This window comes from Lysinibacillus sp. FSL K6-0075, from assembly GCF_038592945.1.
Classification (GTDB): domain Bacteria; phylum Bacillota; class Bacilli; order Bacillales_A; family Planococcaceae; genus Lysinibacillus; species Lysinibacillus fusiformis_F.
In genome coordinates, this window is record NZ_CP151947.1 from 3,252,539 (window position 1) to 3,278,927 (window position 26,389).

Consider the following 26,389-nt stretch of genomic DNA (forward strand, 5'->3'; position numbering starts at 1 on the left):
ATTTCTTTTTGTTCACTTTTCATTTCTATAAAAAAGGAGCTATACCAATTAGTCATTTTCTCACTACTTGGATAGCTCCAGCTATTTTTAATTTTATTCTAAGAAATCTTTTAAACGTTTACTGCGAGAAGGATGGCGTAATTTTCTTAGTGCTTTCGCCTCGATTTGACGAATACGTTCACGTGTTACGCCAAAGACTTTTCCTACCTCTTCTAATGTACGTGTGCGACCATCGTCTAAACCAAAACGTAAACGAAGTACGTTTTCTTCACGGTCTGTTAACGTATCTAGTACATCCTCTAATTGTTCTTTTAACAGTTCATAGGCTGCATGGTCGGATGGAGATTGTGCTTCTGAGTCCTCGATAAAGTCTCCTAAATGGGAATCATCTTCTTCTCCAATTGGAGTTTCAAGAGATACTGGTTCTTGTGCAATTTTTAAAATTTCACGCACTTTTTCAGGTGTTAAATCCATTTCTTCTCCAATTTCTTCTGGAGAAGGCTCACGACCTAAATCTTGTAAAAGTTGACGTTGTACACGTATTAATTTATTGATGGTTTCGACCATGTGAACAGGAATACGAATCGTACGCGCTTGGTCAGCAATCGCACGTGTTATCGCTTGACGAATCCACCATGTAGCGTAAGTCGAGAATTTAAATCCTTTACGGTAATCGAATTTTTCAACAGCCTTAATAAGACCCATATTTCCTTCTTGAATTAAATCAAGGAATAACATTCCACGACCAACATAACGTTTTGCAATCGATACAACTAGACGTAAGTTTGCTTCTGCAAGACGTTTACGTGCTTCCTCGTCTCCTTGCTCTATACGTTCTGCAAGCGCAATTTCCTGCTCAGCAGATAATAAATCTACTCGGCCAATTTCTTTTAAATACATACGTACAGGGTCATTGATTTTAACACCTGGTGGCACACTCAAATCATTTAAGTCGAAAGTTTCTTCGTTCGCTTCTTCTTTCATTAGACTCTCTTCTTCAAATTCTTCTTTTCCAATGATTTGAATATCTTTATGCTTTTCAAGATCCTCAGCGAAATGGAAAATTTCTTCGTTTTCCAATTCATAAGGTGTTAGTTTCTCTGAAATTTCTTTCATTGAAATTTCACCTTCTGTTTTCGCTTTTTCTTGTAGGAATTTTTTTGCATCATCTAATGTAATTTCTACTTCTATCTCTTTTGAACGTTCTGACTTGTCCGCCATAAACCTTCCTCCTTCTAAACAACCGAATCGGGTTAAATCGCCGATAACGATTTTCTTAAATGAATAATCTGTTGGGCGATTTCAAGTGCACGTGCATACTCATGCATCTTCTCCGCTTCCTTTGACTCATGCATCTTTTGATAAATTTCTTGCTCAATTCTATATTTTTGAAGCTGACGGATGGAGTCCATAACCTCTGCCTCTGCTTGATCAGGATCTCGCTCGACTAAAGCTGCTTCCATGACAATTTTCCGTAATTCAGCGTCATCCAAAATTTCCACAAAACGTTGATAATCAGGATGACCATACTCCTCATAAAACCCTACTAAGCGAACAAAAACAGCCATATAAGTATCTCGTACAAATGGCTCTTTTTGCTCACTACGTAATACCCTGTCCACTACATCTATATTATGAAGCATATGAGCCAGTAATAAACGTTCGGCACGTTCGGCTGCGTCCATAGGCTTTTGTTGTTGCGTGACTGGCATTGAAGGTATCTGTGTAGGCATCTCTGCTTTTGCAGAACGTACCTGATTAGCCTCCAGTTTTCGGAATTGGGCATAAATGGCTTCTTCCGAGATATTTGTTTCATTTGATAGCTGCCGTATATACAAATCTCGTTCAACTGGTGAGGATCTACCCACTAGCTGTTCAAGGACTTCTTGAATATATTGAAGCGTATCATTTTCAAATTGAAAGTTCTTATTGCGTCTAGCATGCATCATCATAAAAGCAATATACGCATGAGGGTTTTCCAAAATTTGTTCCTTAAATGCTTGTCCACCTAAAGTGCGAATGTATTCATCAGGATCTAATTTTTCTGGCAACACGGCAATATTGACTTTCATGCGCTCTGTGTGCAGTAGCTGCGCCGCTCGTTTCGCTGCATCAAATCCAGCATTATCACCATCATAGCAAATCGTAATTTGCTCTACTAAGCGCTTTAGCTTTGTGATATGCTGATTTGTTAGCGAAGTACCCATTGTCGCAACAACATTCATTACACCTACAGAATTGGCTGCTAAAACATCCACAAAACCTTCCATCAATACTACTTGACGATTTTTTCTGATAGAAGTTCGTGCTTTATCTAGGTTATAAAGCACTTCACTTTTTTGAAAAATTGGTGATTCTGGACTATTTAAATATTTTGCTTCCTCACCATTGGATGAAAGGATACGTCCTGAGAAGGCAATAATTTTACCATTCTCATCTCGAATAGGAAACATGATACGTCCTCTAAAACGATCAAAATAACGTTCTTCTCCCTCTCTTTTGATGATTAAGCCACTTTCGGCAATTTCTTGTAAGTTATAACCTTTTCTTTCAAGCAATATTGTTAATGCATCAAAGCTTGGGAGAGACCAACCAATGTTATTAGATTCTATAAGTTCCCTTGTAAATCCTCTTTCTAGCAAATAATTTAAAGGTTCTTCACCATCCTCTGTGTTCAACAGTAAATGATGAAAAAAATCTGCTGCAAAAGCGTGTGCTTCTTTCATCCTTTCTTCTGCTTTAGATATCTTTTTCGTTCCTCCGGGAAAACTTGGCTCAACATCTAAGTGTATGCCAACACGTTCCCCAAGTTTCACCACTGCATCAGGAAAAGAAATGCCTTCAATATCCATTACAAAAGTAATGGCATTGCCCCCTGCACCACAACCAAAGCAATGAAAAATTTGCTTGTCTGTAGATACAGAAAAAGACGGTGTTTGCTCTCCATGAAATGGACAGAGACCAAACCAATTTCGCCCACGCTTAGTAAGCTGCATGTATTCACTAATAACATCAACGATATCCGATTGTGTGCGAATCTGTTCAATTACTTCTTCTGGAATCTTCCCTGCCAAATCCATCACCATCTTTAATATTTGCGTTCTAGAAACACAATTCGCTATTCGTTTTAAAATTCCTTTATTTCTCGACAAAAAATTAGGATTTTTCTCTTATAAATATTTTTACCACAATTTTATTATTATAAAACAAAAATTAGTTTTTATCTATACCATTTTCAAAATCCACTCAAAAAAACCGCCTCTGCTAACCGAGGTGGTTTAAAATACTATCCTTATTTACAGGTCAAAATATGTTCAATAATCGTATTTGCTGTCTCTTCAACAGCTTTATTTGTCACATCAATAACTTGACAACCTATTTTACCGACAATTTTTTCAAAATGCTGTATTTCATCTAGAATTCTTTCATGCTGCGCATAGATGGCATCATCATTTAAGCCGAGAGACATTAATCTTTCTTTCCTTATAAAGTTTAACTTTTCAGGTGAGATGATTAAACCAAAGCATTTTTTAGGGTCTATCTGTAAAAGCTCTTCTGGTGGTTCTACCTCTGGCACTAATGGTACATTCGCCACCTTATATTTTTTATGAGCTAAATACTGTGATAGTGGCGTTTTAGATGTTCTAGATACCCCAACAAGTACGATATCAGCTTGTAATAATCCACGCGGATCTCTACCATCATCATACTTCACCGCGAATTCAATCGCTTCAATTTTTTTGAAATAATCATCATCCAGCATATGAACAATTCCTGGTGTTTCCAATGGGTTTTCTTCCATAAAAGCTGCCATTGATTGTAGGGCTGGACCTAATATATCCACAGCCTGGATTTTTTCTTGTTCACATAAATCATGTAATAATTTGCGCATTTCTTGACGAACAAGTGTATAGACTATAAATGCTCGCTGCTGCGAAGCAAGAAAAACAATTTTACGGATAAGCTCCTCTGATTGAATATGTGGAAATCGACGAATTACAGTATTTTCAAGACCCGGTCGGAACTGGCTAATAACCGCTTTTGCAACTTGGTCACCAGTTTCACCGACAGAATCAGATACAACAAATACGCGTAGTCTTTTCATGCAGCTCTCCTTCAATTTAGACATTTTGTGCAAGAGATAAGAAAGCTCGTGTAATCGTTGTTTTTGTAAGACGACCAACAATCGTTAAACCACCCTCTTGTGGTTCAACTACTGGTAGTGAATCAACCTCTCGTTCAATAAGTTTGTTCGCTGCAACAATTAAAGAATCTGATCTTTCACAGTACGAAATATTTGGCATACGCGTCATAATAATATGTACTGGAATTTTATTTAAATCCTGCGTGCCAATACTTGTACGCAGTAAATCTTTGCGAGATAGTACGCCTGTCAAAAACTCATTCTTATCTACGACAAAGAGTGTACCAACATCTTCTGAAAACATAAAGCAAATTGCATCATAAACCGTCATTGTTTCAGGGACAACTACAGGGCCTGAATGAAAATCCTTCACTTTTAAATTGTGAATACTATCTATTAATGCAACAGATGCCTTCTTACCTGAATAAAAATAACCAACCCTTGGCCTTGCATCTAGAAATCCTGCCATTGTTAGGATGGCTAAATCTGGTCTTAAAGTGGCTCTTGTCAGATTGAGACGTTCGGCAATATGTTCTCCAGTAATAGGGCCGTTTTCTTTCACAATTTGTAATATGTCTTCCTGACGTTTATTGAGTTCGATTGGACTCACCGCCTCAAATCTAATAGTGTTATACTTATGCTCAATTATTATATACTATTTTAATAATTATTGCGAATTAAAGAACTACATGCTACAATATTCACACATACGCTTGCTCTATCAGTATTTTCGAGCAAATTGCGTTATACAGGCGATGATGGGAAAAAAGTATCTGTTCCATTCAAAAGCGAGTAGAAGATGGTGAAAGTCTACACAGTAACAGAGAAAAGGCACTCCCTGAGCTAACTTTTTGAAAAGAGGTTTTAAACTACTCGTTTAAAACAATCAGGGTGGAACCGCGGGTATTAGCACTCGTCCCTGGGCATACATTGTGCCCGGAGACGGGTGCTATTTTCATTTAGTTGCCACTGAATGAAAAAAACTTTGGCGTTTTACCGCTAAAAAACAATATAAAAACTTTGAAGGAGGCTATTTTATGGCTAACAAATCAATGGAAACCATCGTATCATTAGCAAAACATCGAGGCTTTGTCTTCCCTGGTTCTGAAATCTACGGAGGTTTAGCAAATACTTGGGATTATGGTCCACTAGGCGTTGAATTAAAAAACAATATTAAAAAAGCTTGGTGGCAAAAATTCGTCCAAGAATCAGAACATAATGTAGGTATTGACGCTGCGATCTTAATGAACCCAAAAGCTTGGGTTGCTTCAGGTCACGTTGGTAACTTTAATGACCCAATGATCGACTGTAAATCATGTAAAGCTCGCCACCGTGCAGATAAAATTATCGAAGACGCTGCATTGGCAAAGGGCGATGAAATCATTGTTGATGGTATGACATTCGATCAAATGAAAGAAACAATGATTAAATATGACGTCGTATGTCCTGATTGTGGAAAAGCTGATTTCACAGATATTCGCCAATTCAACCTTATGTTTAAAACATTCCAGGGTGTAACGGAATCTTCTACAAACGAAATTTATTTACGTCCAGAAACGGCACAAGGTATTTTCGTGAACTTTAAAAACGTTCAACGTTCTATGCGTAAACGTACACCATTTGGTATTGCACAAATCGGTAAATCTTTCCGTAACGAAATTACACCAGGTAACTTCACATTCCGTACACGTGAATTCGAACAAATGGAGCTTGAATTCTTCTGCAAACCGGGCGAAGACCTTGAATGGCATGCATATTGGAAAGAATTCTGTAAAAATTGGTTACTAAACCTAGGCATGAAGGAAGATTCGATGCGTCTTCGTGACCATGAGGATGATGAACTCTCTCACTACTCTAACGCGACAACAGATATCGAATTCAAATTCCCATTCGGCTGGGGAGAGCTTTGGGGTGTAGCAGATCGTACAGATTTCGACTTAAAACAACATATGGAGCACTCAGGTGAAGATTTCACTTATATCGATCCTGTATCAAACGAACGCTATGTTCCTTATTGTATTGAACCATCATTAGGAGCTGATCGTGTAACATTAGCCTTCCTATGCGATGCCTATGATGAAGAGGAGCTAGAAGGTGACGATAAGCGTACCGTTTTACGTTTCCACCCTGCTTTAGCACCATTCAAAGCTGCCGTGCTACCACTTTCTAAAAAATTATCTGATGAAGCTACAGATGTTTGGGCTGAACTGCGTAAAGCATTCCCTGTTGATTTTGATGAGTCACAATCAATTGGTAAACGTTACCGTCGTCAAGATGAAATTGGTACACCATTCTGTATCACATATGATTTTGATTCAAAAGAGGATGGCCAAGTAACAGTACGTCATCGTGACTCTATGACACAAGTTCGTATGCCTATTGCTGAAGTAAAAGCATATATTGAAAAACATCTACAATTCTAATAAAAAAGAGGGGGTAGCCAATTGGCAACTCCCTCTTTTTTATGCTTTATATGTTGAAAATAAGCGCTCTTGCATTTTTTCCTCGAATGAAAACTTTTTCATACTCATCCCTATTAAGCTCACTAATAGCTCCTCAATATCTGCTAGTGAGTAATAAAGGAATGTACCTTCTCGCATTGGACGAACTCGTTTCTCAAACGTTTGTTCATCTTCAATAAAATAAGCGACATTGACCTCACAATGTTCCATCAATTGTGTAATCCGTTGATCATCACCTGGATTTATGAAGAATGGTACAATTTTATCAATATACAAAATACTTTGCACAAGCTTAATGAAGAAATTTTCGCGTAACGATGTTTCCACAACTAAAATGGTTGTTTGTTCATGCTGATAATCCATATATAAAACGTTTAATTGCTCTTCTAGTAGTGTTTTTAAGATACCAATAGAATTTCGATATTTCGTCATATCCGTTTGGATTTCTCTTGTTAATAAACGTAATATACGAAAGGCTGGTAAGAAAATTTTCAAGACAATTTCTTTAGGATGTAAATGGTCAATTAATTTATTAAAATGAATTCTCAGATTATTTTCATCACAGCGGATTAATTGCTCTACAAATAAATTGAAAATCTCTTCAAAGCTATTGGCTCGATAGTCTATCATTTTCGTAATTCTCACACTATAGTTCAAAGGTAAGTTCATAGATTTCTGCTCATCCAGCAATCTCACTTTTGGTAATGTAGGAAATAAATCATAAACAAGTTCCACTTGTGCACTGCGATTATCTGATAACATAACAACAGAGTTAACTGGGTAAATCCCTAAACATTCTACAAATTTATGCATAAAGCTCTCATTATATAAATGACGATCTCTGTATAAAACAGCTAAAGCATCTGTAGCACCGTAGCCAACGTGATAGACCCGCTTGGATGTCATTGCTGAATATACATCAATAATTTGTAATAATTGTACACCATCACTCATATCATCCGCACAAAGTTGATTTGGGTAGCCCTTTCCCGCAAAACGTTCATGATGATCTCGTGCCAAATAGGCGATGTCTTCCTCTTTATGTTCGATAAGTAGCTCGTAGCCTTTTGTGGTGTGTGCCTTGACAATATCAAACTCATCTTCAGAGAGTTTGCGTTTTAAATTTAATATTTCTTGAGGTATAAAAACCTTCCCGATATCATGGAACAAGTAGCCCCTAGCTAATGTTTCGATATCTGTTAAACCTAAGTATCTGGCAAAGATTGTACCTAAGACAAATACATCAAATGAATGGACAAATGAATACTCATCCCATTCCTTTAAACGCATAAGTAGCTCATAGCGATATTTTTTTTCCAAAATCTTTTCAAAAACACCTCTTACATAAGCCGTATCCTGCATGCTTTTAAGAATTTGTCCATAGCGTAATTCATGCACGACATTCTCCAGTGTTGTCATAAAAAGTTGACTAACTGTCTCTTTATAATCATCCACTGGATCTCTTTTTTCCATTAATGGGGCAAATAGATCTTCATATTCTCTTGTTCGTTGAGCACTTAAATCATGGACAACTCGAACTGAATCAGATGGCAAATAGACAGATAATTCATCTACTTTACGAAGTTTAAGTAAGGCAATAATTCGTTCCGTTAAAACTAAATCTTTTTTAGCCAATAAACGATACTCTGAAAAAATATCTTCTGCTAATATATCATTTGCTTCAACTTCATGAATACTTAAGGTTACTTTTCGTAGCATATATTTTGCCACATACGCAATGTACTAAGCACTATGTGACTCCCTCCTTCTTCCATAGGACTGCGCTATTCTGATAAACGTATAACAATACGTTTTGCTGATAGAGGCTTTTATATTTCATAGGCGTGTCTAAAGTGATCTAGCGTACATCAGTTTCGATGGGGATTAAACGACTAAATTATATTTAAAAAATATAATTACCATTATCTATACCATTTACAATATCATAGGTTAAAATGCCTTTTCAACTAGTATATGGGACTCAAATGAACAGTTTCTACCACTTATATAATGAAAACTAAACGAAAATACAAATCTTTTTACCTATAAAATTATGCATACATATAGATAAAAAATAAATTATAAGTTAATTAGACTCTATATTTTTCAATTCACGATAAATAATTATTAGATAAAATTAAATTTTTCCAATAATTTTATTTTGTAAAAATTAAAATTTTATTAATTAACATTCCATCTAAAGTGCAGAATATAACACTACTATGGTCCTGGATATAGAAAGAGAGGTGGCAGATTTAGTTGCTTCCACCTATAAACATGTAAACTCAAAAAACTGAATGCTTTTGTGCTAAGACCTAATTGCTTACCAATTACGTCATGATGAGGATGAAATTTCCTCTATTCGGAGTTCCATCTTTTTGGTATAAATAAGGTATTATAGTTAGTATTAGCTGTTAAATAATGAATAATTAACAAGCTAAAGACACACCCCCTTTTAACATTCAATCGTCCGGAAGTTTGAACTGATACATAGGAAGGTCTGACCTGAAACATTCATACTATAAAATTTTCTATTGTACTATTTGGAGGAATTCAATTGCAGTCTCAACGTTTATTTCAACTAGCTATAGCAACTGCTTTAGCAACAAGTGCGATTATTGTCGCACCACCAGCACATGCAGCATCATTTTTTCCTGATATCAACCCATCCAACGAGGAAGGAAAAGCCATTATTCAGTTAGCAGATCGAGGCATCATATCTGGCTATATGGATGGGACATTTAAACCTGCAAACCCTATTACACGTACACAGGCTGCGAAGATTTTAGCAGGTATTTTAAAGCTCGATACAGTTCACGTAAAAAATCCTCAATTCAAGGACATCAAACCTGGCGATGAAAACTACGGCGCCATTGCTGCATTAGCGAATGCTGGTATTATTAATGGAGCAAATGGTTATTTCTACCCTACTCAAAATATTACACGCGAGCAAATGTCAAAAATGATTGCAAAAGGCTTTGGATTAACAAGCCCAAGTAACACACAATTACCATTTACAGATGTCAAAAAGGGGAATGAATTTGAGCCTCATATTAAAGCATTGTTTGCAAATGGTATTACAAAAGGAACATCTGCAACGACTTTCGGTCCAAAAAGTAATGTGAAGCGCTCTCAACTGGCTGCTTTTGTTGTGCGTGCTGAAAAGATGCTTGGCAATGCCACCATCTATGCAAAACAATTTAAGCAAGATTATATCTTTGCATTTTATGGTGGTTTAGAGCCAGCAACGGATATTTTCACTTGGGATGAAAATGAGGACATGACAGAATCTATCACCATTACCCCATTAAAAGAAGGAACGGGTAAATTGGTAATCACTGGATTCACAGACGATTCAGAGGACTTTACTGAAATCTTTTATTTAGTACATGTAAAAAATGTTAATGGGAAGCTAAAGACAACGCTTGAAGAAGTAAAGGAAGAAGATTATATAGAAAATTTACCACTTGATATAACGGAGAGCCATTTACCTTTCGTGCCAACAGAGGTGACGGTCCATAATACGAATGGACAGGCACTTGCTCCCAATTTATACAGCTTTAATCAACAAGATCAAACACTATCCATCTTGCAAAACGGACAATTCATTGTTACATTTTCAGATGGGACTCAACAACAAAAGATGGCTGCAGAAGTGTATTCCTATGATTTTGTTCGCAACATTGATTTATATCATTTAACAGATGAATTAATACTGACGACGCAAGAATTACCTTTTGAACCAGCATATGTAGCTCTCGAAAGTTTTGGTTTTGAGCCAGTGCCTGTAAAAGCGACGATTCTTAATGGGCAACTACATGTTACGCCAAAAGCTGAAGGTCTAGCGATTCTCCATTTAACAGGTAAAAACGAAGAAACAGCTTACCTTTATATTGAAAGTAAAAAGATTGCTGGACAATGGGCCTTTTTAGTGTCAGAGGATGAGGAAGAATTTTAAATAACGGAAAATGCCAGATGAACATTATGGTTCTTCTGGCATTTCGTCTTTCGAGCGTATTTGCAATTCAGGGGTACGTTCTAGTTGCTCAATAAATTTTCTCGTCTTAAACCGAATCCCCGTTTGTTCTTCATAGATGGTTGTAATAATTTTTTTTATGAAATATTTTGTTTCTTTTTTCAGCTCTATTTTTCCAATTTGGTCGATAGGAACAGTGTAGAACATCCTGATCAGTTTCAGCTGTGTTGGCGTTAAGCGAATGATATAGGGATCATGTTGATAACAGCGATGGCATAAAAATCCTCCTTGAGCAAAGGAAAAAGCAAATTCCCCATCTACAGCGCCACACGCAGCACAGGCATGTAAAATAGGTTGTACACCTGTATAGGGCAACATTTTCCATTCAACAAACAGTGTAATGGCTTCAGGATCATAGCCATCCTCAATTGCTTGTAATGCTTGTAGCAAGACATCAAACGCAAATGGTTCTGGCTTCCCTTCTTCTACAACTCGCTCCACTAATTCCATAATATAGCTAGCATAAGCAGTAGCCATAATATCTTCACGAATATGGCGCATTGAATTCAAATGCTCTCCCTGTTGCAATGTCCCCATACCCGTATGATGTTGTACCATAAACATGCCATAGGTAAAGGGTTGCGTGACGGAAGCCAATCTACTAGAAGGTTTTTTTGCCCCTCGAGCCATCGTAGCCACTTTGCCAGCTTCTCGCGTTAGCAAAATAACTATCTTATTGGATTCACCATATGCGCGAACCTTTAATACAATACCCTCCCATTTATGAAGCATAATCCCCCTCCTTTCTTAAAAGAACTATCCATGAAAAGAGAGCTGCCCAAAATAATTTTGGACAGCTCAAAAATAAAACGATCAAATACTGCCAGATTTTGCGCTTACAAGAAGAAGTGAACCCAAACTGTCACGTCAAAATCTGGAGTCTATATCCTGATCCACCAGGCACTAAACACCTGCTGAAAAAACATATGTTCATCTCCCGAATAAGTGGGAGTCTTCTGTATCTGACGCTTCGCTTTCGATACAAATTAGGAAAAAAGCCTAATATTCATCATCACGGAATCCGAAATCGCGTAAATGTGTAGATTTATTGCGCCAATCCTTTTGCACCTTTACCCATAGCTCTAAATATACTTTAGACCCTAATAACATTTCGATATCCTTTCGGGCACGTGTCCCTACTTCTTTTAGCAAGGCTCCACGTTTTCCGATAACAATCCCTTTTTGTGAATCACGCTCCACAATAATTGTAGCCGCTACACGAATTTTATCATCATTTTCTTCATCACGACGAATTTTATCAATTACCACTGCGATCGAATGAGGAATTTCTTCACGTGTTAAATGCAGGACTTTTTCACGAATAAGTTCTGAAATAATAAATCGTTCTGGATGGTCTGTCACTTGATCTGCTGGGTAATACTGCGGTCCCTCTGGTAAATACTTCCCTAATGTCACTAATAAATTTTCTACATTATTGCCTTGTAGCGCTGAAATCGGTACAATCTCCGCAAAGTCATAGCGCTCTTTATAGCTCTCAATAATTCCTATTAGTTCATCTGGATGAATGGCATCAATTTTATTGATAACCAAAAAGACAGGCGTTGGATTTCCTGCTAGCATTTCTAGTATGAATTCATCGCCTTTACCGATTTTTTGCTCAGCATTGACCATAAACATAATAACGTCCACTTCACGCAATGTGTTTTTAGAAACCTTCAGCATGAAATCGCCTAGTTTATGTTTCGGCTTGTGGATACCTGGTGTATCTATAAAAATCATTTGGCTATCATCTGTTGTCAGTACGCCTTGTACTTTATTTCTTGTTGTTTGTGGCTTATCACTCATGATCGCAATTTTTTGGCCAATGACACGATTTAAAAATGTCGATTTGCCAACATTTGGACGACCAATGATGGAGATAAAGCCTGATTTATAGCCATTGTTAGTTTCCTGCATTCTCTAAATCCTCCGTCGTAAATGCAAACGGTAGTAATTCGCCCACTGACGTTACCGTCACATCACCTTTTAAATTCGTTAAATAAACAGGCATAGTTGGAGCACAAAACTCCATCATCACCTGACGACATGCTCCACATGGGGCACATGGCCCGTCCGTATCAGCTACAATGGCAATGGCTTCGAATTCGTAAGTCCCCTCTGACACTGCCTTAAAAAACGCTGTACGCTCAGCACAATTCGTCATACTATAGCCTGCATTTTCAATATTACAGCCGTGAATAACCTCTCCATCTTTCGTTAATAGAGCTGCCCCTACTTTAAATTTTGAATAAGGAACATAGGCTTTTTCACGCGCTTTTTTTGATTCCTCTAATAATGCTTGCATATCTATTGTCATCTATACTAATTCTCCCTCACATTTATGGTTTATTTTCATTTAGAAGACACTCATTTCCATTAAAACCATTTTGGCAGAAAGATGAGTAATCCGATTATAGCACTGAATAGCGCAAATACAAGCACTGCACCTGCCGCAATATCTTTTGCCTGCTTAGCAAGTGGGTGTATCTCTGGGGAAGCTAAATCGACAACCCGTTCGATCGCTGTATTCATCATTTCCAGCGCAAACATTAGTGCTATTAATAGTAGCACAATATACCATTCCATACGAGATAAACCTGTCCAATAACTAGCCAGTATAACAATGATTGCACTCAATATATGTGATTTTAAATTTTGTTCTTTACTTGCAGTTATGATGCCTTCAAACGCATAGCCAAAAGATCGCAAGTATTTGCGTAAATCCATCTAGTCTCGTCCTAAGCCAAAAGTTTGTAAAATCTCATCTTGCTTTGTAAACATCACTTTCTCTTCTTCTGGCTCCATATGGTCATAACCAAGTAAATGTAAAAAACCATGTACAGCTAAAAAGCCTAATTCTCGCTCAAAGGAATGATTATATTCCTCAGCCTGCTCTTTTGCACGGTCTGTCGAAATAATAATATCACCTAATACACGTGGCATCCCTTCAAAAGTTACTTCCATTTCCCCTTCCCCTAGCTCCTCTAGTGCAAAGGAAATGACATCAGTTGGCTGATCCTTGCCACGATATTCACGATTAATATCTTGAATTGTCTCGTTCGTTACAAACGTCACCGAAACCTCTGTTTCTGGCTCAATGTTTTCTACACTTGCAGCATGCTGTAATAGCTTTTCAACAAGCTCCATATGTTGTGCTCCCACTTCATTTGTTTCATCCGTAAAATCAATTGTTAAGATCATAGATCCTCCTACTTATCTGCCTTTGGATATTCAATACGTGAATGGAAAATACCATTCAACGTTTCGCAAAGTACTCTCTCTATACATTTTAACTCTTTTATTGAAATATCGCATTCATCAAACTGATTATCTTGTACGCGATCATCAATGATCGCTCGTACTAGCTTCTGAATTTTCTCTGCGTTTGGCTCTTTCATTGAACGTACCGCTGCCTCAACACTATCCGCAACACTTATAACAGCCGCTTCCTTTGTTTGTGGTTTAGGCCCTGGATATCGGAACTTTGCTTCATCAATGCTTTTTCCTTCTTCCTTCGCTTTAAATAAGAAGAATTTTAACAAACTTGTGCCATGATGCTGTAAAGCGATATCAATGATTTCTTGAGGCATTTTATAACGTTTTAACATGTTGGCACCATCTGTCGTATGGGCGATAATAATCTCTGCACTTGTTTCAGGTGGTAATGAATCATGCGGATTAATACCCGACATCTGATTTTCGATGAAAAAGGCTGGACGTTTAGTTTTACCGATATCATGATAATAACAGCCAACACGTGCTAATAAGCCGTCCGCACCGATTTCTTCACAGGCAGCTTCTGCTAGATTCGCTACCATCACACTATGATGATATGTCCCTGGCGTTTCCATTAGTAATTTTTTTAATAATGGGTGATTGGGATTGGATAATTCGATTAAACGTAAAGACGATAGTAAGCTAAATGCTGATTCAAAGAATGGTAAAAGACCCATTGTCAATGCCCCTGAAAGCAAGGCAGACAACATCGCTGCTATTAAGTAAAATACTAATTCTGGTAAGCCATAAGATGATTGTGTCATTAATAAATAAAAGGCGATAAATGCCATGTTGACAAGAGAAATCACACCAACCGCATGTAAAATATGTGAGCGTTTTTCCACACTACGCAAAAAGAATAGGCTTGCAAACCCTCCAAATATGATATACAACGTAATTTCCATTTGCATAACAGATGAATAGCCTTCTTGGAAAATAACACCTGCTGAAGCAGCAGTCATGACTGTAACCAAAACAGCCGCTCGCTCATCTGCTAACAATCGTACAAGCATTGTAGCTAATGCAGTTGGGAATAGGAAGGCAATCGTCACATCAAAGCCACCAGAAACTAAGCTAATAAATTCCATCAGCAAGATAGACAAACTATAAACAATCACTGTCACTAACAGTGCATTACGTTTTTTTCGTTCGTTAGCCTCCCAACGCTCAAATAAAATATACATAAACATCATTTGCAATAGCGTTAAAATAATAAGCCCTGCAATAGGCTTCAAGGAGGCTTTATTACTAACCATCCCTAATAGCTCTAATTGTCTGAAAGCCTCATTATCAATAATTTGGCCTTCCTGAACAATAATCTGACCTTGTAAAATGCGTGTAGGCTCTACGCTTTCTTTGGCCTGCTGTTTTCGAATCTTCGTCTGTTCTTCGTTAATTGTTTCATTTTCAATAATGCTTGTACGTCCTATTAACACGACTGTATTGAATATTTTATCAGGGTACCCTCGTTGTCCACGAATCTTGGTCTCAAAATCATTTTGAGCAACAAAAACGTTCTCTGGTCGGATGGATTTTTGTAAATATTCCTCTACAAATTTGGATAATTGCGTACTTGTTCTTGTTAAATCTTCTTCACTTTGCACTAATAGACCTTCCAGCTGTGAATCTGTAAAAATTAACGGCATCTGGTCTTCGTCTATTGATTCAAATTTTTTGCGAAGCTGTGCAACTTGGTCGGCAATAGGAATAGGTTCCTTACTATTTGCAACATCCTTTTTCACTTCCAAAACATAATCAAATAATGATGTTACAATCGCTGCTCTTTGCTTGGCGACATCCTCCGAAAATTGATAGACCGAATCCACTGCATTGGCAGCTTTTTCTCTCTCTAGCTGTGTCTTATAAGTGTCTTCAATCGTTTTAGTAGATCGTACGGTTTCAGGCGCAAGCTGTAATGGTTTGAAATCATATGTAACTCCTTTAACATTGCCATACATAAATGCAAATTGTAGGCCGCCTGTTAAAATGAGAATGATGATAAGAAAGTAGCGAAAACCGATAAGCTCTGTAAATTTTCGAAGTTGTTTCTCCATCTGGCACCTCCTCTATCTACCTACTATCATACCAATTCAACATACATTTTTCTCGAAAAATGTATAAGAAAGCAAAAAACAGCTATGCTTTTTCGCATAGCTGTCACATTTTTTTCCATATTTTGATTAATTTCGTAATTTAGGCTTTTACTTTCCCGGCAGACTTCAAAACCTCGTTGCCCCTGCCGCTTCGCTTTCGGGGCAGACTTTAGAATTGCTACGCAATTCTAAAGTTGCTGTTCTTCGTAGGCTTGGATGATTTTGGCAACGATTGGATGACGGACTACATCGCCTTGTTCTAATACTTGGAAATGGATAGATTTCACATACTTTAATGTACGTTCCGCTACAATCAAGCCGGATTCCGTATTTTTAGGTAAATCGATTTGCGTTTTATCCCCTGTAATGACCATTTTAGAACCGAAGCCTAGACGTGTTAGGAACATTTTCATTTGTTGATGGGTTGTATTTTGTGCTTCATCTAAAATAACGAAGGCATCATCTAATGTACGGCCACGCATATAGGCTAAAGGAGCGATTTCAATCGTTCCCCGTTCTATCAGCCGTTGTGTTTGTTCGGACCCGTAGATGTCATTTAGAGCGTCGTAGAGAGGTCGTAGATATGGATCTACCTTTTCCTTCAAATCCCCTGGAAGGAAGCCTAGAGACTCTCCTGCTTCAACAGCAGGGCGAGTTAATATTATTCGCTTAACATGGCCATTTTTAAGTGCCTGTGTTGCCATGACTACCGCTAAATACGTTTTCCCAGTACCAGCTGGACCAATACCGAAAACAACGTCTTTATGACGGATTGCTTGTATGTATTCTCGTTGACCAATTGTTTTTGCACGAATCGGTTTGCCTTTCGTCGTGCGTGCTATTTCTTCATCATACAGTTCTGCAAAATATTCAATCGTTCCTTTTTGTGTCATTTCAATCGCAGTTGAGACATCACGTTGATCAATATTAATTCCTTTGCGAATGACCTTCAATAAAGCATGTAAAAGATAGGTTGCCTGTTCCTTAGCATTTTCTTCACCCGCCAGTTGAATTTGTTCACCACGCGTAATGATATGAACTTTGAGTGCTTCTTCAACTAATTTCATATTTGCATCGGAAATACCGAGTAGCATAACCGCTTCATTTGGATTATCCACCTGTAATACAGTTAACTGTTCTGACATAATCATTCTCCTTGTAGGCCTTGTATTGGACTTGCAATGTTTTCATTGACTAAAAATAGAACTTTCCCTTCAACTGTACCATTCCCCCACTTTGCCTGTAAAAGGTTTTCTTTCTTAATAATTGTTTTTGCAGGTAACGAACGCAATACTTTTTCATGCAATAAAGGAATCAACAATGACTCAATTTTCGATTCATCCAGCTCCACTTGCATGGTTTTCGTCTGTTGCTCCTCCACAATCGAAACATAGTGGGTTAGCCAATTCGGTAAATCCTTCTTTTGTACATAATCTACCTTTTCCTGATGTATACCCTTTACCAATACCCGCCATTGTTTTTGTTGCAACGTTTCCACCGTAATTTTTGTTGGAATTTTAAACGAACATTCAAGCCAATAATCTGCAAAAACCTCACCCTTTGCTCCAACAAAAACTTGATCTTTACCACTTTCTAATACACCACTAACGAGGACATCCCCCTCATAGGCTGTATCATTTACTGAAATTTTTCGCTCGCCATGTTGTATATTAAAGTGGGTAATGACACCACTTTTCGTGGCTACTATATGGGAGGCTAATTTGTCATTTGTTTGCTCTGTTTGTTTCGGTGATTCTTGTGGTCTCAGAATTACTCGTCCGCCGTGTTTATCAATATGCACCCATGATAGCTCTCGGTGCTGCTCTAACAGCTTTTGTCGTATGACCGTATTTGAAGGTAATTTTTTTTTGGATAGCGGGGTTTCTAGTTGAAAGGTATCATGAAAGGTCTTGCCTAAACGCTGCTCCAGCTCTGGTGTCGCTGCTTCGATGTCCACTCGCCAAATGACTTGTGCACAGAGGATCGGAATAGCAATCATTAAGGCTAAGCCCAACAAAGTCCAAATTTGCGCTCGAAAAACTTGAAGCTCATCTGCATAAAAAACAGCCATTTTCAAACGAAAACGTCTTCGCACACGGCGAATTTTTGGTAGATAATGCATCGTCGTTTCAAAGGAAACTTCCTGCTCACGAAAGACTACACGCTTTAATGGAACATGTTGAGCGTGCAATGCTTGAATAAAAGGATGAACATTTTCATGGCGCTTTATACGTATAATAATAGGCCGATTATTCCACATTTTAGCTCACACCCATATTCTTTGTCATTTTCATATGAAGTTCCTGTAGATTGTCAACAGATAGATGTAGCATCTCTTCTTTGAGCGCATTGATTGTCACTGAATCCGCATTGACAGTAATATGATAATCTGCATAGACAAACGAACAGGTCGTAGCATCTGCATGAATAAAACGGTAGGGTCCAATAATTTTTAATGATTCGTATTCTAACAACTCAAGTAGTGGCGTTAATTGAAATAATTTTTTCATAAAAAATGCCTCCTTCTTCGGCAATATATGCATCGAAAAAGGAGGACATGCTAGTTATTTTCTTTTTGATTTCGGTGGCCCTAATATTTCAGCCATCACGATTGCTTGCACAAGATCATTTTTAGATTGAGGTAGTTGTATAGTCGAATGAGTGCCAACTGATTGCACTTCTTTTTTTCCAGCAGCTAAACGTCCTCGACTTTCTCGATTCGAAGTACGGCGAGGGACATCTGCTGGAGTGACTGTTGGGGCAATATAGCTTGGCATTTCCTTTTTCACTTGTTCTTCGACAAATTTTTTAGGCTCCTCGACTTTTTCATTTTCTGGAATCCAGTCACCTATAAATTCTCGTGCAAAATCTTCAAAACTCTGTGCTTTCCCTGTACGATGTGGTGCTTTCTCCATAACTGGAGGCTCTGCCACTGTGTCTTTATTAAAAGGAGGCATCTGTTTCTGAGGCTTTTTATTTTTTGATTTTCCGAAAATAGAGCTGACTATGGCAATTATGGCAAAGAGTATTAACTGTTCCATATGTTAGTTCTGCTCCTTTCCGTTATTAAGCATTGGGTTCATTTTTTTCAGGCTTATCATTACTTACTTTTGAAATCGAGTCGCGCATTGCTGTATCCGCTTGGATATTACGATAGTTCATATAATCCATAATACCAAGATTACCAGAACGTAAGGCTTCAGCCATCGCTTGTGGTACTTCTGCCTCTGCTTCTACTACTTTCGCCTTCATCTCTTGAACACGTGCAATCATTTCTTGCTCATTTGCTACAGCCATTGCACGACGTTCCTCAGCTTTTGCTTGCGCAATGTTTTTATCCGCTTGTGCTTGTTCAATTTGTAATTCGGCCCCGATGTTTTTACCGATATCTACATCGGCAATATCAATGGATAAGATTTCAAAGGCTGTCCCTGAATCTAAACCTTTAGATAATACGGTTTGCGAAATCATATCCGGATTTTCTAATACTTCCGTATGACTAGTAGCGGAACCAATTGTAGAAACGATCCCTTCCCCTACACGGGCAATTACCGTTTCTTCACCAGCACCACCGACTAAACGCTCGATGTTGGCACGCACAGTAATACGGGCCTTTGCTTTAACCTCAATCCCGTTCATTGCTACACCTGAAATGAATGGTGTTTCAATAACTTTTGGATTAACAGACATTTGAACAGCTTCTAACACATCACGCCCAGCTAAATCAATTGCTGCACAACGTTCAAACGATAACTCAATATTAGCACGGTGAGCCGCAATTAAGGCATTCACGACGCGGTCGACATTACCACCTGCTAAATAGTGACTCTCTAACTGGTTTATCGTAACAGGTAAACCTGCTTTATGTGCTTTAATCAACGGATTAACAATTCGTGAAGGGATTACACGACGTAAGCGCATCCCAATTAATGTGAAAATACTCACACGTACACCTGCTGCTAATGCAGAAATCCACAGTGCTACGGGTACAAAGGTAAAGAATACCGCAAGAACAATGAATAAAATAACTAGTCCGGCAATAGGACCAATCAAACCTAAATCAAGACCCATTTTCTATTCCTCCATCTCTTTATCTGTTTGTCTCACAACAATGCGTGAGCCTTCAACTTTAATAATTTCTACATGTTGGTTGGCATCGATATAGCCACCTTCTGATACAATATCAATGCGTTCACTACCCAGTACCATTGTTCCAGATGGACGTAATGGCGTAAGCGTTTTCCCTATTTTCCCTAACAGTTCTGTGCGATTCACATTAGATACATACCCTTCTTCTGTCGTGGTTGCATCCATTAACACAAGCCTGTTTAAGACATGCAGTTTTTTTCCGAAAAATTTCATCAGAATCACCATTCCTATCATCGCTATCACAAGCGCAATGAGAATTGCTACTATCATTTGCATCATATTTGCACCTGCCAGTATCAGACTTAGTACTATTAATACACCACCTAAAATACCAACAATACCACCGGGGACAAAAAACTCTGCAATTAAAAGGGCTAAACCAATAATAAATAACAACAATGTTTCATATCCCGCAAAGCCCGCAACCATATGTCCAAAGAAAAATAAACCAAGTGCTGATAAACCCATTATACCTGGAACGCCGAATCCTGGCGAATAAAGCTCCATTACAAGTCCTAAACTTGCGATAGATAATAGAATAGGTACAATGATGGGATTTGTAATAAAACGAGCCAATTTTTCAGAGAAGGTTGGTTCAATGGAAACTATATCACTACCATTTAGGTTAGTTACCTCTAAAAGCTCCTGAAAATTCTTAACCGTCCCCTCAGAGTACTTAACCTTTAATGCCTCTGAGGCTGATAAGGTTAATAAATTCTTACCGCCAGCACGGTATTCTGGTAGTTCATAGTTGGTATCTGCCATGGCTAATGCATACTTAGGGTCGCGACCTGACGTTTCTGCCGCTGCTTTCATTTGAGCAAGCCAAGCACTATTGGCCTTTAAGTCGGCTGCATTCCCTGCTGAATCGATAACTGCCGCTGCACCGATTGTTCCATTTGGAACCATGTAGATCTTTTCCGCATGTAAGGCTAAAAAAGCTCCTGCTGAGTGTGCATCCTTATTAATATAAGCAATCGTTTTTAAGTCCGTTGCATCCATAAGCATGGCGATATCACTTGCCGCATTCACGAAACCGCCAGGCGTATTTATTTCTAAGATAATCGCCTCTGCCTTGTTTTCTTCAGCCTCTTTAAAAGCTCGTTCTAAAAATGCATGAAGTCCTCGCTCTACTTCATTATGAATCGGAACATGATAAACCTTATTACTGGCAAAAGCCGAAGTTAATGGAAACGCTAACAAAAAAGTCATCCATATCACTAGTAAATAGCTGAGGATTCTCCGTTTTCGCACCTTTTTCCCTCCCTTCTAACATGCTTCTCCTCTGTATATACGGTCAATCATGCGAAAAGTTTCACAAATCTTAAAAATTTATTAATTTATACATCATGATCTCGAATCAAAATTACCCACATCATGAGGGTTGTAAAAAAGCCGAATGAATCAATGTGATTTCATTCGGCTTTTTCATATGTACGTAAAGTTGAGCAATGTAAAATACCTGAAATTAATCAAAAATGAGATTAATTTCAGGTATAACTTTGTCTGCTCAGTGAATCATACAATTGCGTGTTATGAACGTAGGGATTTTTAATGGGAAATTAAATTACCACTTACGTTTACGTGCAGCTTCTGATTTCTTTTTACGTTTTACGCTAGGTTTTTCGTAGAACTCGCGCTTTCTAACTTCTTGAATTGTACCACTTTTTGATACAGTACGTTTGAAGCGGCGAAGAGCATCTTCAAGCGATTCGTTTTTGCGAACGACAGTTTTTGACATCTCTCTTTCCCTCCCTCCGAACACACGTCAATACACAATTAGGCAAATAACCTTCTGTTGTGTACTAAAAAATTATATCGTATTGTCTAATAATGGTCAATAGAAAGTATACGAAATTATCAAGTGAATTTTTGGTTTTATTTTTGTTAACCTGCCCATTATACATTTAGCTAGCAATACATCCATTATTTATACTAATTAAAATGATAATTTTGACAAACTAAAAGGCTGTTTCAAGTTTCACTTGATACAGCCAGAAATTTTTAGAAAACCTTCTTCTGATCCTGATCATCTTTTAAAATTTCAACAGCCTCTCTAAAACGCTGAGAGTGAACAATTTCTCGTTCACGTAAAAACTTCAAGCTATCATTTAAATCCGTGTCATCGGATAAATCAATAATCCATTGATATGTGGCGCGTGCTTTTTCTTCAGCTGCTATATCCTCATATAAATCTGCAATAGGATCACCCTTTGCCTGAATATAGGTTGCTGTAAACGGTACCCCCGAGGCATTTTGATAAAATAAAGCCCGATCATGATTCACATAATGATCACCTAAACCAGCCTCTTTAAGCATTTCTGGTGTCGCATCTTTTGTTAGCTTATAAATCATCGTGGCAATCATTTCTAAGTGTGAAAATTCTTCTGTTGCGATATCAGTTAATAATCCCACTACTTTATCTGGAATCGTATAGCGCTGATTCATGTAGCGAAGAGCTGCAGCCAGTTCCCCATCAGCCCCTCCATATTGCTCAATTAAAAACTTAGCAAGCATTGGATTACATGTACTAACTTTTACTGGATACTGAAGCTTCTTTTCATAATACCACAAAAATTCTTCCTCCTAATCTTTTGATTAGACTTGCCATGGCCATGGTGTATCAATCCAGTTAAAAGGATAATTCGAATAGCTTCTCCCAAAATTCATGAGTGGTCCATATTTTTGTTCAAAGTCAATTTTGAGCTTCATACTTTTCTCAGTATTTTCATTAAATTGCTGAATGGCGTCATAATCGTGTGGATGCGTGTCTAAATAGAGGTTTAATTCAACAATGACGAAATCGATTGCTTGTATTTCTTCTAACTGCTTATAAAATTCGGGCGGCATCTTTTTAGTCATTCTTCCTCCCTCCTTTTAGGGGGAAATGGGTATGGGCTAAATAACTGTGGCCATAGCGTACCTGCCATTAGCGCTTCTCTTGGGGTTTGGAATTGGGGTAGTCCAGGTGGTTGAAAACCCATATACAGTTGTGGGGGTGTGGCATAATACTTTACTTCTATAGGCTTACAAGGGTCGAATGGGCTAATATAGGGCCTCCAAGACTTATACTGTGTAAACATGACATCCTCCTTTCAGTATTCACATTCATCAGTGGAGTATATGTGAATAAAAAAATGATATGCTGATTAGACACAAAGAAGCCATAAGCTCCTGCGAATAAACGCAAGAGCTTATGGCTTCTATAAAAAAGAAAAAATTAATAGTTAGAATCAGCGATTAAGCCATTCATAATGGCTACACCAGAGCTTGCCCCAATACGAGTTGCACCAGCTTCCACCATTTTTTTCATGTCCTCTAAGCTACGAACGCCACCTGAAGCTTTTACACCAAGCTCAGGACCTACTGTTTTACGCATAAGCGCAATATCCTCTGCTGTTGCTCCACCAGTAGAAAAACCAGTAGATGTTTTCACATAGTCAGCACCTGCTGCTACAGCTAACTCACAAGCTTTCACTTTTTCTTCGTCTGTTAGTAAGCATGCTTCAATAATAACTTTTACAAGTGCGCTACCTTTAGCCGCTTCTACAACTGCTGCGATATCCGCTTGTACAAGTTCATCGTTTTTATCTTTTAACGCACCGATATTAATGACCATATCCACTTCTTTTGCACCGTTAGCGATAGCATCTTTTGCTTCAAATGCTTTGACTGCTGGTGTATTAGCACCAAGCGGGAAGCCAATAACCGTACAAACTACAACTTCTGTACCTTGTAATAATTCACTGCTGCGTTTAACCCAAGTTGGATTTACACAAACAGAAGCAAAGTTAAATTGTTTAGCTTCTGCACATAATTTTTCAATTTGTTCCTTTGTTGCCTCAGCCTTTAATAATGTATGATCAATCATACGTGCAAAATTTTGTTCCATTGTTGAACGCTCCTTCATTAAGCAAGATGTACGTACCTCTTCGAATCATACCACTTTTTCATGTTGCCGTCTAATATCTTTCTATATTATTGATTTGGTTGATTTTAATTCGCACTATGACATCGATATTAGAATTTATTTTAGCATTTTCCAAGAACAAAAAAGGATTGCCTATAGATGCTGGCAATCCTTTTCATATTAATTAACTGTTTCTAAAACGCGAACAAATTGTCCTTGTGAGTGTGGATAGCCTGCTTGTGTAATTTTTACTTTTACAAGCTGCCCAATGAGATTTTCTGGCCCTTCAAACACTATTTTTAAGTAATTGTCTGTATAGCCAGTTAGAAGTCCTTCTTCTTCACTGCCATCATGGACAAATTCTTCAGGAATCACTTCTAATACTTGCTCTTCAAAACGAGATGCATATTCTTTTGCCAGTTGATCATTTAAAGAAATAAGGCGATGTACACGCTCATTTTTAATATCTTCATCAATTTGATCCTCCATACGTGCAGCTGGTGTGCCTGTACGTGGAGAGAACGGGAAGACGTGTAGTTCAGAGAACTTATGATCACGAATAAAGTTGTACGTTTCCATAAACTCTTCCTCTGTCTCACCTGGGAAACCAACAATGACATCTGATGTGACAGCTAAATCAGGTAATGCTTCATGTAATTTCGTTAAACGTTCACCGAAAAATTCCATTGTATATTTACGACGCATACGTTTTAAAACCGTATCAGAACCTGATTGAATTGGAATGTGTAAATGGTTAACAACAATCTTTGATTCACGAAGAACTTCAATGACTTCATCTGTTAATTGACTAGCCTCAATAGATGAAATACGAAGGCGCTTTAAGCCTTTTACATTGGCTTCTAGATCACGCAGTAACTGTGCAAGATTATAATCTTTTAAGTCTTGTCCATAGCCACCCGTATGAATACCCGTTAAAACGATTTCTAGATAGCCCGCGTCAACTAGTTGCTGTGCTTGATGTAAAACTTCTTGTGGATCACGAGAACGCATTAAGCCACGTGCCCATGGGATAATACAAAATGTACAGAAGTTGTTACAGCCTTCCTGTATTTTTAATGAAGCACGTGTACGGTCCGTAAATGCTGGTACATCTAGTTCCTCATATACACGATTCTTCATAATATTACGTACGGCATTAATCGGTTGACGTTCTGCACGATATTGGTCAATATAGCCCAACAATTTCGTACGATCCTGTGTTCCTACAACAATATCAACGCCAGGAATCGCCATGATTTCTGCTGGGGATGTCTGCGCATAGCATCCCGTTACACAAATAACGGCATCAGGATTTTGTCGCACTGCACGACGAATCACCTGACGAGATTTCTTATCTCCAGTATTGGTAACTGTACAAGTATTAATGACATATACGTCTGCTTGATGATCAAATTCTGTACGATCATAGCCTTCTTCCTTGAACAGTTGCCAGATTGCTTCTGTTTCGTAATGATTTACTTTACAGCCAAGTGTGTGAAAAGCCACTTTTGACAAGGCTGAACACCTCTTTCATTCAAATTCATAGGATATGGCAGACAGTGCGTATAATGGCGCTGTTTCTGCTCGTAAAATTCTCGGTCCTAATGACATCGTTTGAGCGCCTGCTTGTAATAGCGCTTCCGACTCTTGACGAGAAATGCCCCCCTCAGGACCAAATATTATAAGCATTGATTTCGACTTCTTATCATACACGTTTTTTAGCTTCTCCGCAAACCTTGTGCGTTTTTCTGCCTTTGCATCCTCTTCATCCGCAATAAACACGGCGTCGAAATGATCTATTTGTTGTAACAGCTGTTTAAATGATATGGGTTCAAAAATTGTTGGAATATGCGTGCGATGGGCTTGTTCCGCAGCTTCCTTGGCAATTTTCTGTAATCTTTCTTGCTTTTTTGCTCCTTTTTTCTTGTCCCATTTTACAATGGAGCGTTCAGCTTCAAAGGGTAATAAAGCAAACATCCCAAGCTCTGTGGCTTTTTGGGTAATGAGCTCTAGCTTATCACCTTTTGGCAAACCACAAGCTACTGTTACTTGAATAGGTAGCTCTGATGAAGGGATTATTTGACCAGTCGCTTCAATGACGACCTCATCTCCTTCAAATCCTTCAATTGTGCATATATGCGCAATGTTTTGTGCTACAACTACAATTTTGTCGCCTTGTTTCATACGCATCACTCGCTCAATATGCCGTGCATCTTCGCCACTAATACGTGCATTCTCTATTGCTGTTTCAATAAAATAACGTTGCATGCCACACAGTCCTTTCTAGCAAGAAACGAAAACGCCAAATCACAAGCACAC

General features: G+C 38.1%; 26 protein-coding genes. 2 read left to right on the forward strand and 24 right to left on the reverse strand.

Annotated features, from left to right (window positions below; translation table 11 throughout):
• Positions 1 to 93: 93 nt before the first annotated feature.
• The 4 genes from rpoD to MHB65_RS15965 form a co-directional block, all read right to left on the reverse strand.
• The gene (gene rpoD / locus MHB65_RS15950; RefSeq protein WP_004227165.1) at positions 94 to 1,221 is read right to left on the reverse strand and encodes an RNA polymerase sigma factor RpoD; all 1,128 of its coding nucleotides are present in this window, start codon (positions 1,219 to 1,221) and stop codon (positions 94 to 96) included.
• Positions 1,222 to 1,253: 32 nt separating this feature from the next.
• Entirely contained in the window at positions 1,254 to 3,086 is a 1,833-nt protein-coding gene (gene dnaG, locus MHB65_RS15955) for a DNA primase (protein WP_205446999.1), read from the reverse strand.
• Positions 3,087 to 3,292: 206 nt separating this feature from the next.
• Positions 3,293 to 4,105 (reverse strand): pyruvate, water dikinase regulatory protein, encoded by an 813-nt coding sequence (locus tag MHB65_RS15960; RefSeq protein WP_205444447.1) that lies wholly within the window; start codon positions 4,103 to 4,105, stop codon positions 3,293 to 3,295.
• A gap of 16 nt (positions 4,106 to 4,121) precedes the next feature.
• Positions 4,122 to 4,754, reverse strand: coding sequence for a helix-turn-helix transcriptional regulator (locus tag MHB65_RS15965; RefSeq protein WP_205444449.1), 633 nt, complete (start codon positions 4,752 to 4,754; stop codon positions 4,122 to 4,124).
• A gap of 427 nt (positions 4,755 to 5,181) precedes the next feature.
• On the opposite strand from MHB65_RS15965, the gene MHB65_RS15970 reads away from it, so the two are divergent.
• Positions 5,182 to 6,567 carry a glycine--tRNA ligase gene (locus tag MHB65_RS15970; RefSeq protein ID WP_342441007.1) on the forward strand — a complete coding sequence of 462 codons (1,386 nt, stop codon included), beginning with the start codon at positions 5,182 to 5,184 and terminating at the stop codon, positions 6,565 to 6,567.
• Between the two features lie 39 nt (positions 6,568 to 6,606).
• Here MHB65_RS15970 and MHB65_RS15975 read toward each other — a convergent pair whose 3' ends face one another.
• Positions 6,607 to 8,325, reverse strand: coding sequence for an HD domain-containing phosphohydrolase (locus MHB65_RS15975; protein WP_342441008.1), 1,719 nt, complete (start codon positions 8,323 to 8,325; stop codon positions 6,607 to 6,609).
• Positions 8,326 to 9,163: 838 nt separating this feature from the next.
• On the opposite strand from MHB65_RS15975, the gene MHB65_RS15980 reads away from it, so the two are divergent.
• Positions 9,164 to 10,564: an S-layer homology domain-containing protein gene (locus tag MHB65_RS15980; protein ID WP_342441009.1), complete on the forward strand. Its 1,401-nt coding sequence runs from the start codon at positions 9,164 to 9,166 to the stop codon at positions 10,562 to 10,564.
• Between the two features lie 24 nt (positions 10,565 to 10,588).
• On the opposite strand, the gene recO is transcribed toward MHB65_RS15980, so the two are convergent.
• The 19 genes from recO to MHB65_RS16075 form a co-directional block, all read right to left on the reverse strand.
• Complete coding sequence (gene recO / locus MHB65_RS15985) at positions 10,589 to 11,374, reverse strand: DNA repair protein RecO (protein ID WP_205444457.1); 786 nt, start codon at positions 11,372 to 11,374, stop codon at positions 10,589 to 10,591.
• 267 nt (positions 11,375 to 11,641) lie between these two features.
• Complete coding sequence (era, locus tag MHB65_RS15990; protein WP_205444459.1) at positions 11,642 to 12,559, reverse strand: GTPase Era; 918 nt, start codon at positions 12,557 to 12,559, stop codon at positions 11,642 to 11,644.
• Complete coding sequence (locus tag MHB65_RS15995) at positions 12,546 to 12,959, reverse strand: cytidine deaminase (protein ID WP_205444461.1); 414 nt, start codon at positions 12,957 to 12,959, stop codon at positions 12,546 to 12,548. Before MHB65_RS15995 ends, era begins: the two co-directional genes overlap by 14 nt.
• A 59-nt stretch (positions 12,960 to 13,018) precedes the next feature.
• Positions 13,019 to 13,369 carry a diacylglycerol kinase family protein gene (locus MHB65_RS16000; RefSeq protein ID WP_205444462.1) on the reverse strand — a complete coding sequence of 117 codons (351 nt, stop codon included), beginning with the start codon at positions 13,367 to 13,369 and terminating at the stop codon, positions 13,019 to 13,021.
• Positions 13,370 to 13,843: an rRNA maturation RNase YbeY gene (gene ybeY / locus MHB65_RS16005; RefSeq protein ID WP_205444463.1), complete on the reverse strand. Its 474-nt coding sequence runs from the start codon at positions 13,841 to 13,843 to the stop codon at positions 13,370 to 13,372.
• Between the two features lie 8 nt (positions 13,844 to 13,851).
• Entirely contained in the window at positions 13,852 to 15,972 is a 2,121-nt protein-coding gene (locus tag MHB65_RS16010; protein ID WP_205444465.1) for an HD family phosphohydrolase, read from the reverse strand.
• A 227-nt stretch (positions 15,973 to 16,199) separates the two neighbouring features.
• Positions 16,200 to 17,156: a PhoH family protein gene (locus MHB65_RS16015; protein WP_205444466.1), complete on the reverse strand. Its 957-nt coding sequence runs from the start codon at positions 17,154 to 17,156 to the stop codon at positions 16,200 to 16,202.
• Positions 17,157 to 17,158: 2 nt separating this feature from the next.
• Entirely contained in the window at positions 17,159 to 18,271 is a 1,113-nt protein-coding gene (locus MHB65_RS16020; RefSeq protein WP_342441010.1) for a sporulation protein YqfD, read from the reverse strand.
• A gap of 1 nt (position 18,272) precedes the next feature.
• Complete coding sequence (locus MHB65_RS16025; protein WP_205444468.1) at positions 18,273 to 18,521, reverse strand: hypothetical protein; 249 nt, start codon at positions 18,519 to 18,521, stop codon at positions 18,273 to 18,275.
• 54 nt (positions 18,522 to 18,575) lie between these two features.
• Positions 18,576 to 19,052: a hypothetical protein gene (locus MHB65_RS16030; RefSeq protein WP_342441011.1), complete on the reverse strand. Its 477-nt coding sequence runs from the start codon at positions 19,050 to 19,052 to the stop codon at positions 18,576 to 18,578.
• Positions 19,053 to 19,077: 25 nt separating this feature from the next.
• Positions 19,078 to 20,082, reverse strand: coding sequence for a flotillin-like protein FloA (gene floA, locus MHB65_RS16035; RefSeq protein ID WP_342441012.1), 1,005 nt, complete (start codon positions 20,080 to 20,082; stop codon positions 19,078 to 19,080).
• A 3-nt stretch (positions 20,083 to 20,085) separates the two neighbouring features.
• Positions 20,086 to 21,414, reverse strand: coding sequence for a nodulation protein NfeD (locus MHB65_RS16040; protein WP_342441013.1), 1,329 nt, complete (start codon positions 21,412 to 21,414; stop codon positions 20,086 to 20,088).
• 313 nt (positions 21,415 to 21,727) lie between these two features.
• Positions 21,728 to 21,901, reverse strand: coding sequence for a 30S ribosomal protein S21 (gene rpsU / locus MHB65_RS16045; RefSeq protein ID WP_004227078.1), 174 nt, complete (start codon positions 21,899 to 21,901; stop codon positions 21,728 to 21,730).
• Between the two features lie 263 nt (positions 21,902 to 22,164).
• Positions 22,165 to 22,734, reverse strand: coding sequence for a manganese catalase family protein (locus MHB65_RS16050; RefSeq protein WP_342441014.1), 570 nt, complete (start codon positions 22,732 to 22,734; stop codon positions 22,165 to 22,167).
• A gap of 24 nt (positions 22,735 to 22,758) precedes the next feature.
• Entirely contained in the window at positions 22,759 to 23,022 is a 264-nt protein-coding gene (locus tag MHB65_RS16055; protein ID WP_016994107.1) for a spore coat protein CotJB, read from the reverse strand.
• Positions 23,019 to 23,243: a spore coat associated protein CotJA gene (locus MHB65_RS16060; protein WP_342441015.1), complete on the reverse strand. Its 225-nt coding sequence runs from the start codon at positions 23,241 to 23,243 to the stop codon at positions 23,019 to 23,021. The genes MHB65_RS16055 and MHB65_RS16060 overlap by 4 nt, the downstream gene beginning before the upstream one ends.
• Before the next feature lie 137 nt (positions 23,244 to 23,380).
• Positions 23,381 to 24,052 (reverse strand): deoxyribose-phosphate aldolase, encoded by a 672-nt coding sequence (gene deoC, locus MHB65_RS16065; protein ID WP_205444479.1) that lies wholly within the window; start codon positions 24,050 to 24,052, stop codon positions 23,381 to 23,383.
• A gap of 198 nt (positions 24,053 to 24,250) precedes the next feature.
• Positions 24,251 to 25,585 carry a tRNA (N(6)-L-threonylcarbamoyladenosine(37)-C(2))-methylthiotransferase MtaB gene (mtaB, locus tag MHB65_RS16070; protein ID WP_342441016.1) on the reverse strand — a complete coding sequence of 445 codons (1,335 nt, stop codon included), beginning with the start codon at positions 25,583 to 25,585 and terminating at the stop codon, positions 24,251 to 24,253.
• Between the two features lie 15 nt (positions 25,586 to 25,600).
• Entirely contained in the window at positions 25,601 to 26,338 is a 738-nt protein-coding gene (locus MHB65_RS16075; RefSeq protein ID WP_342441017.1) for a 16S rRNA (uracil(1498)-N(3))-methyltransferase, read from the reverse strand.
• Positions 26,339 to 26,389 lie beyond the last annotated feature (51 nt).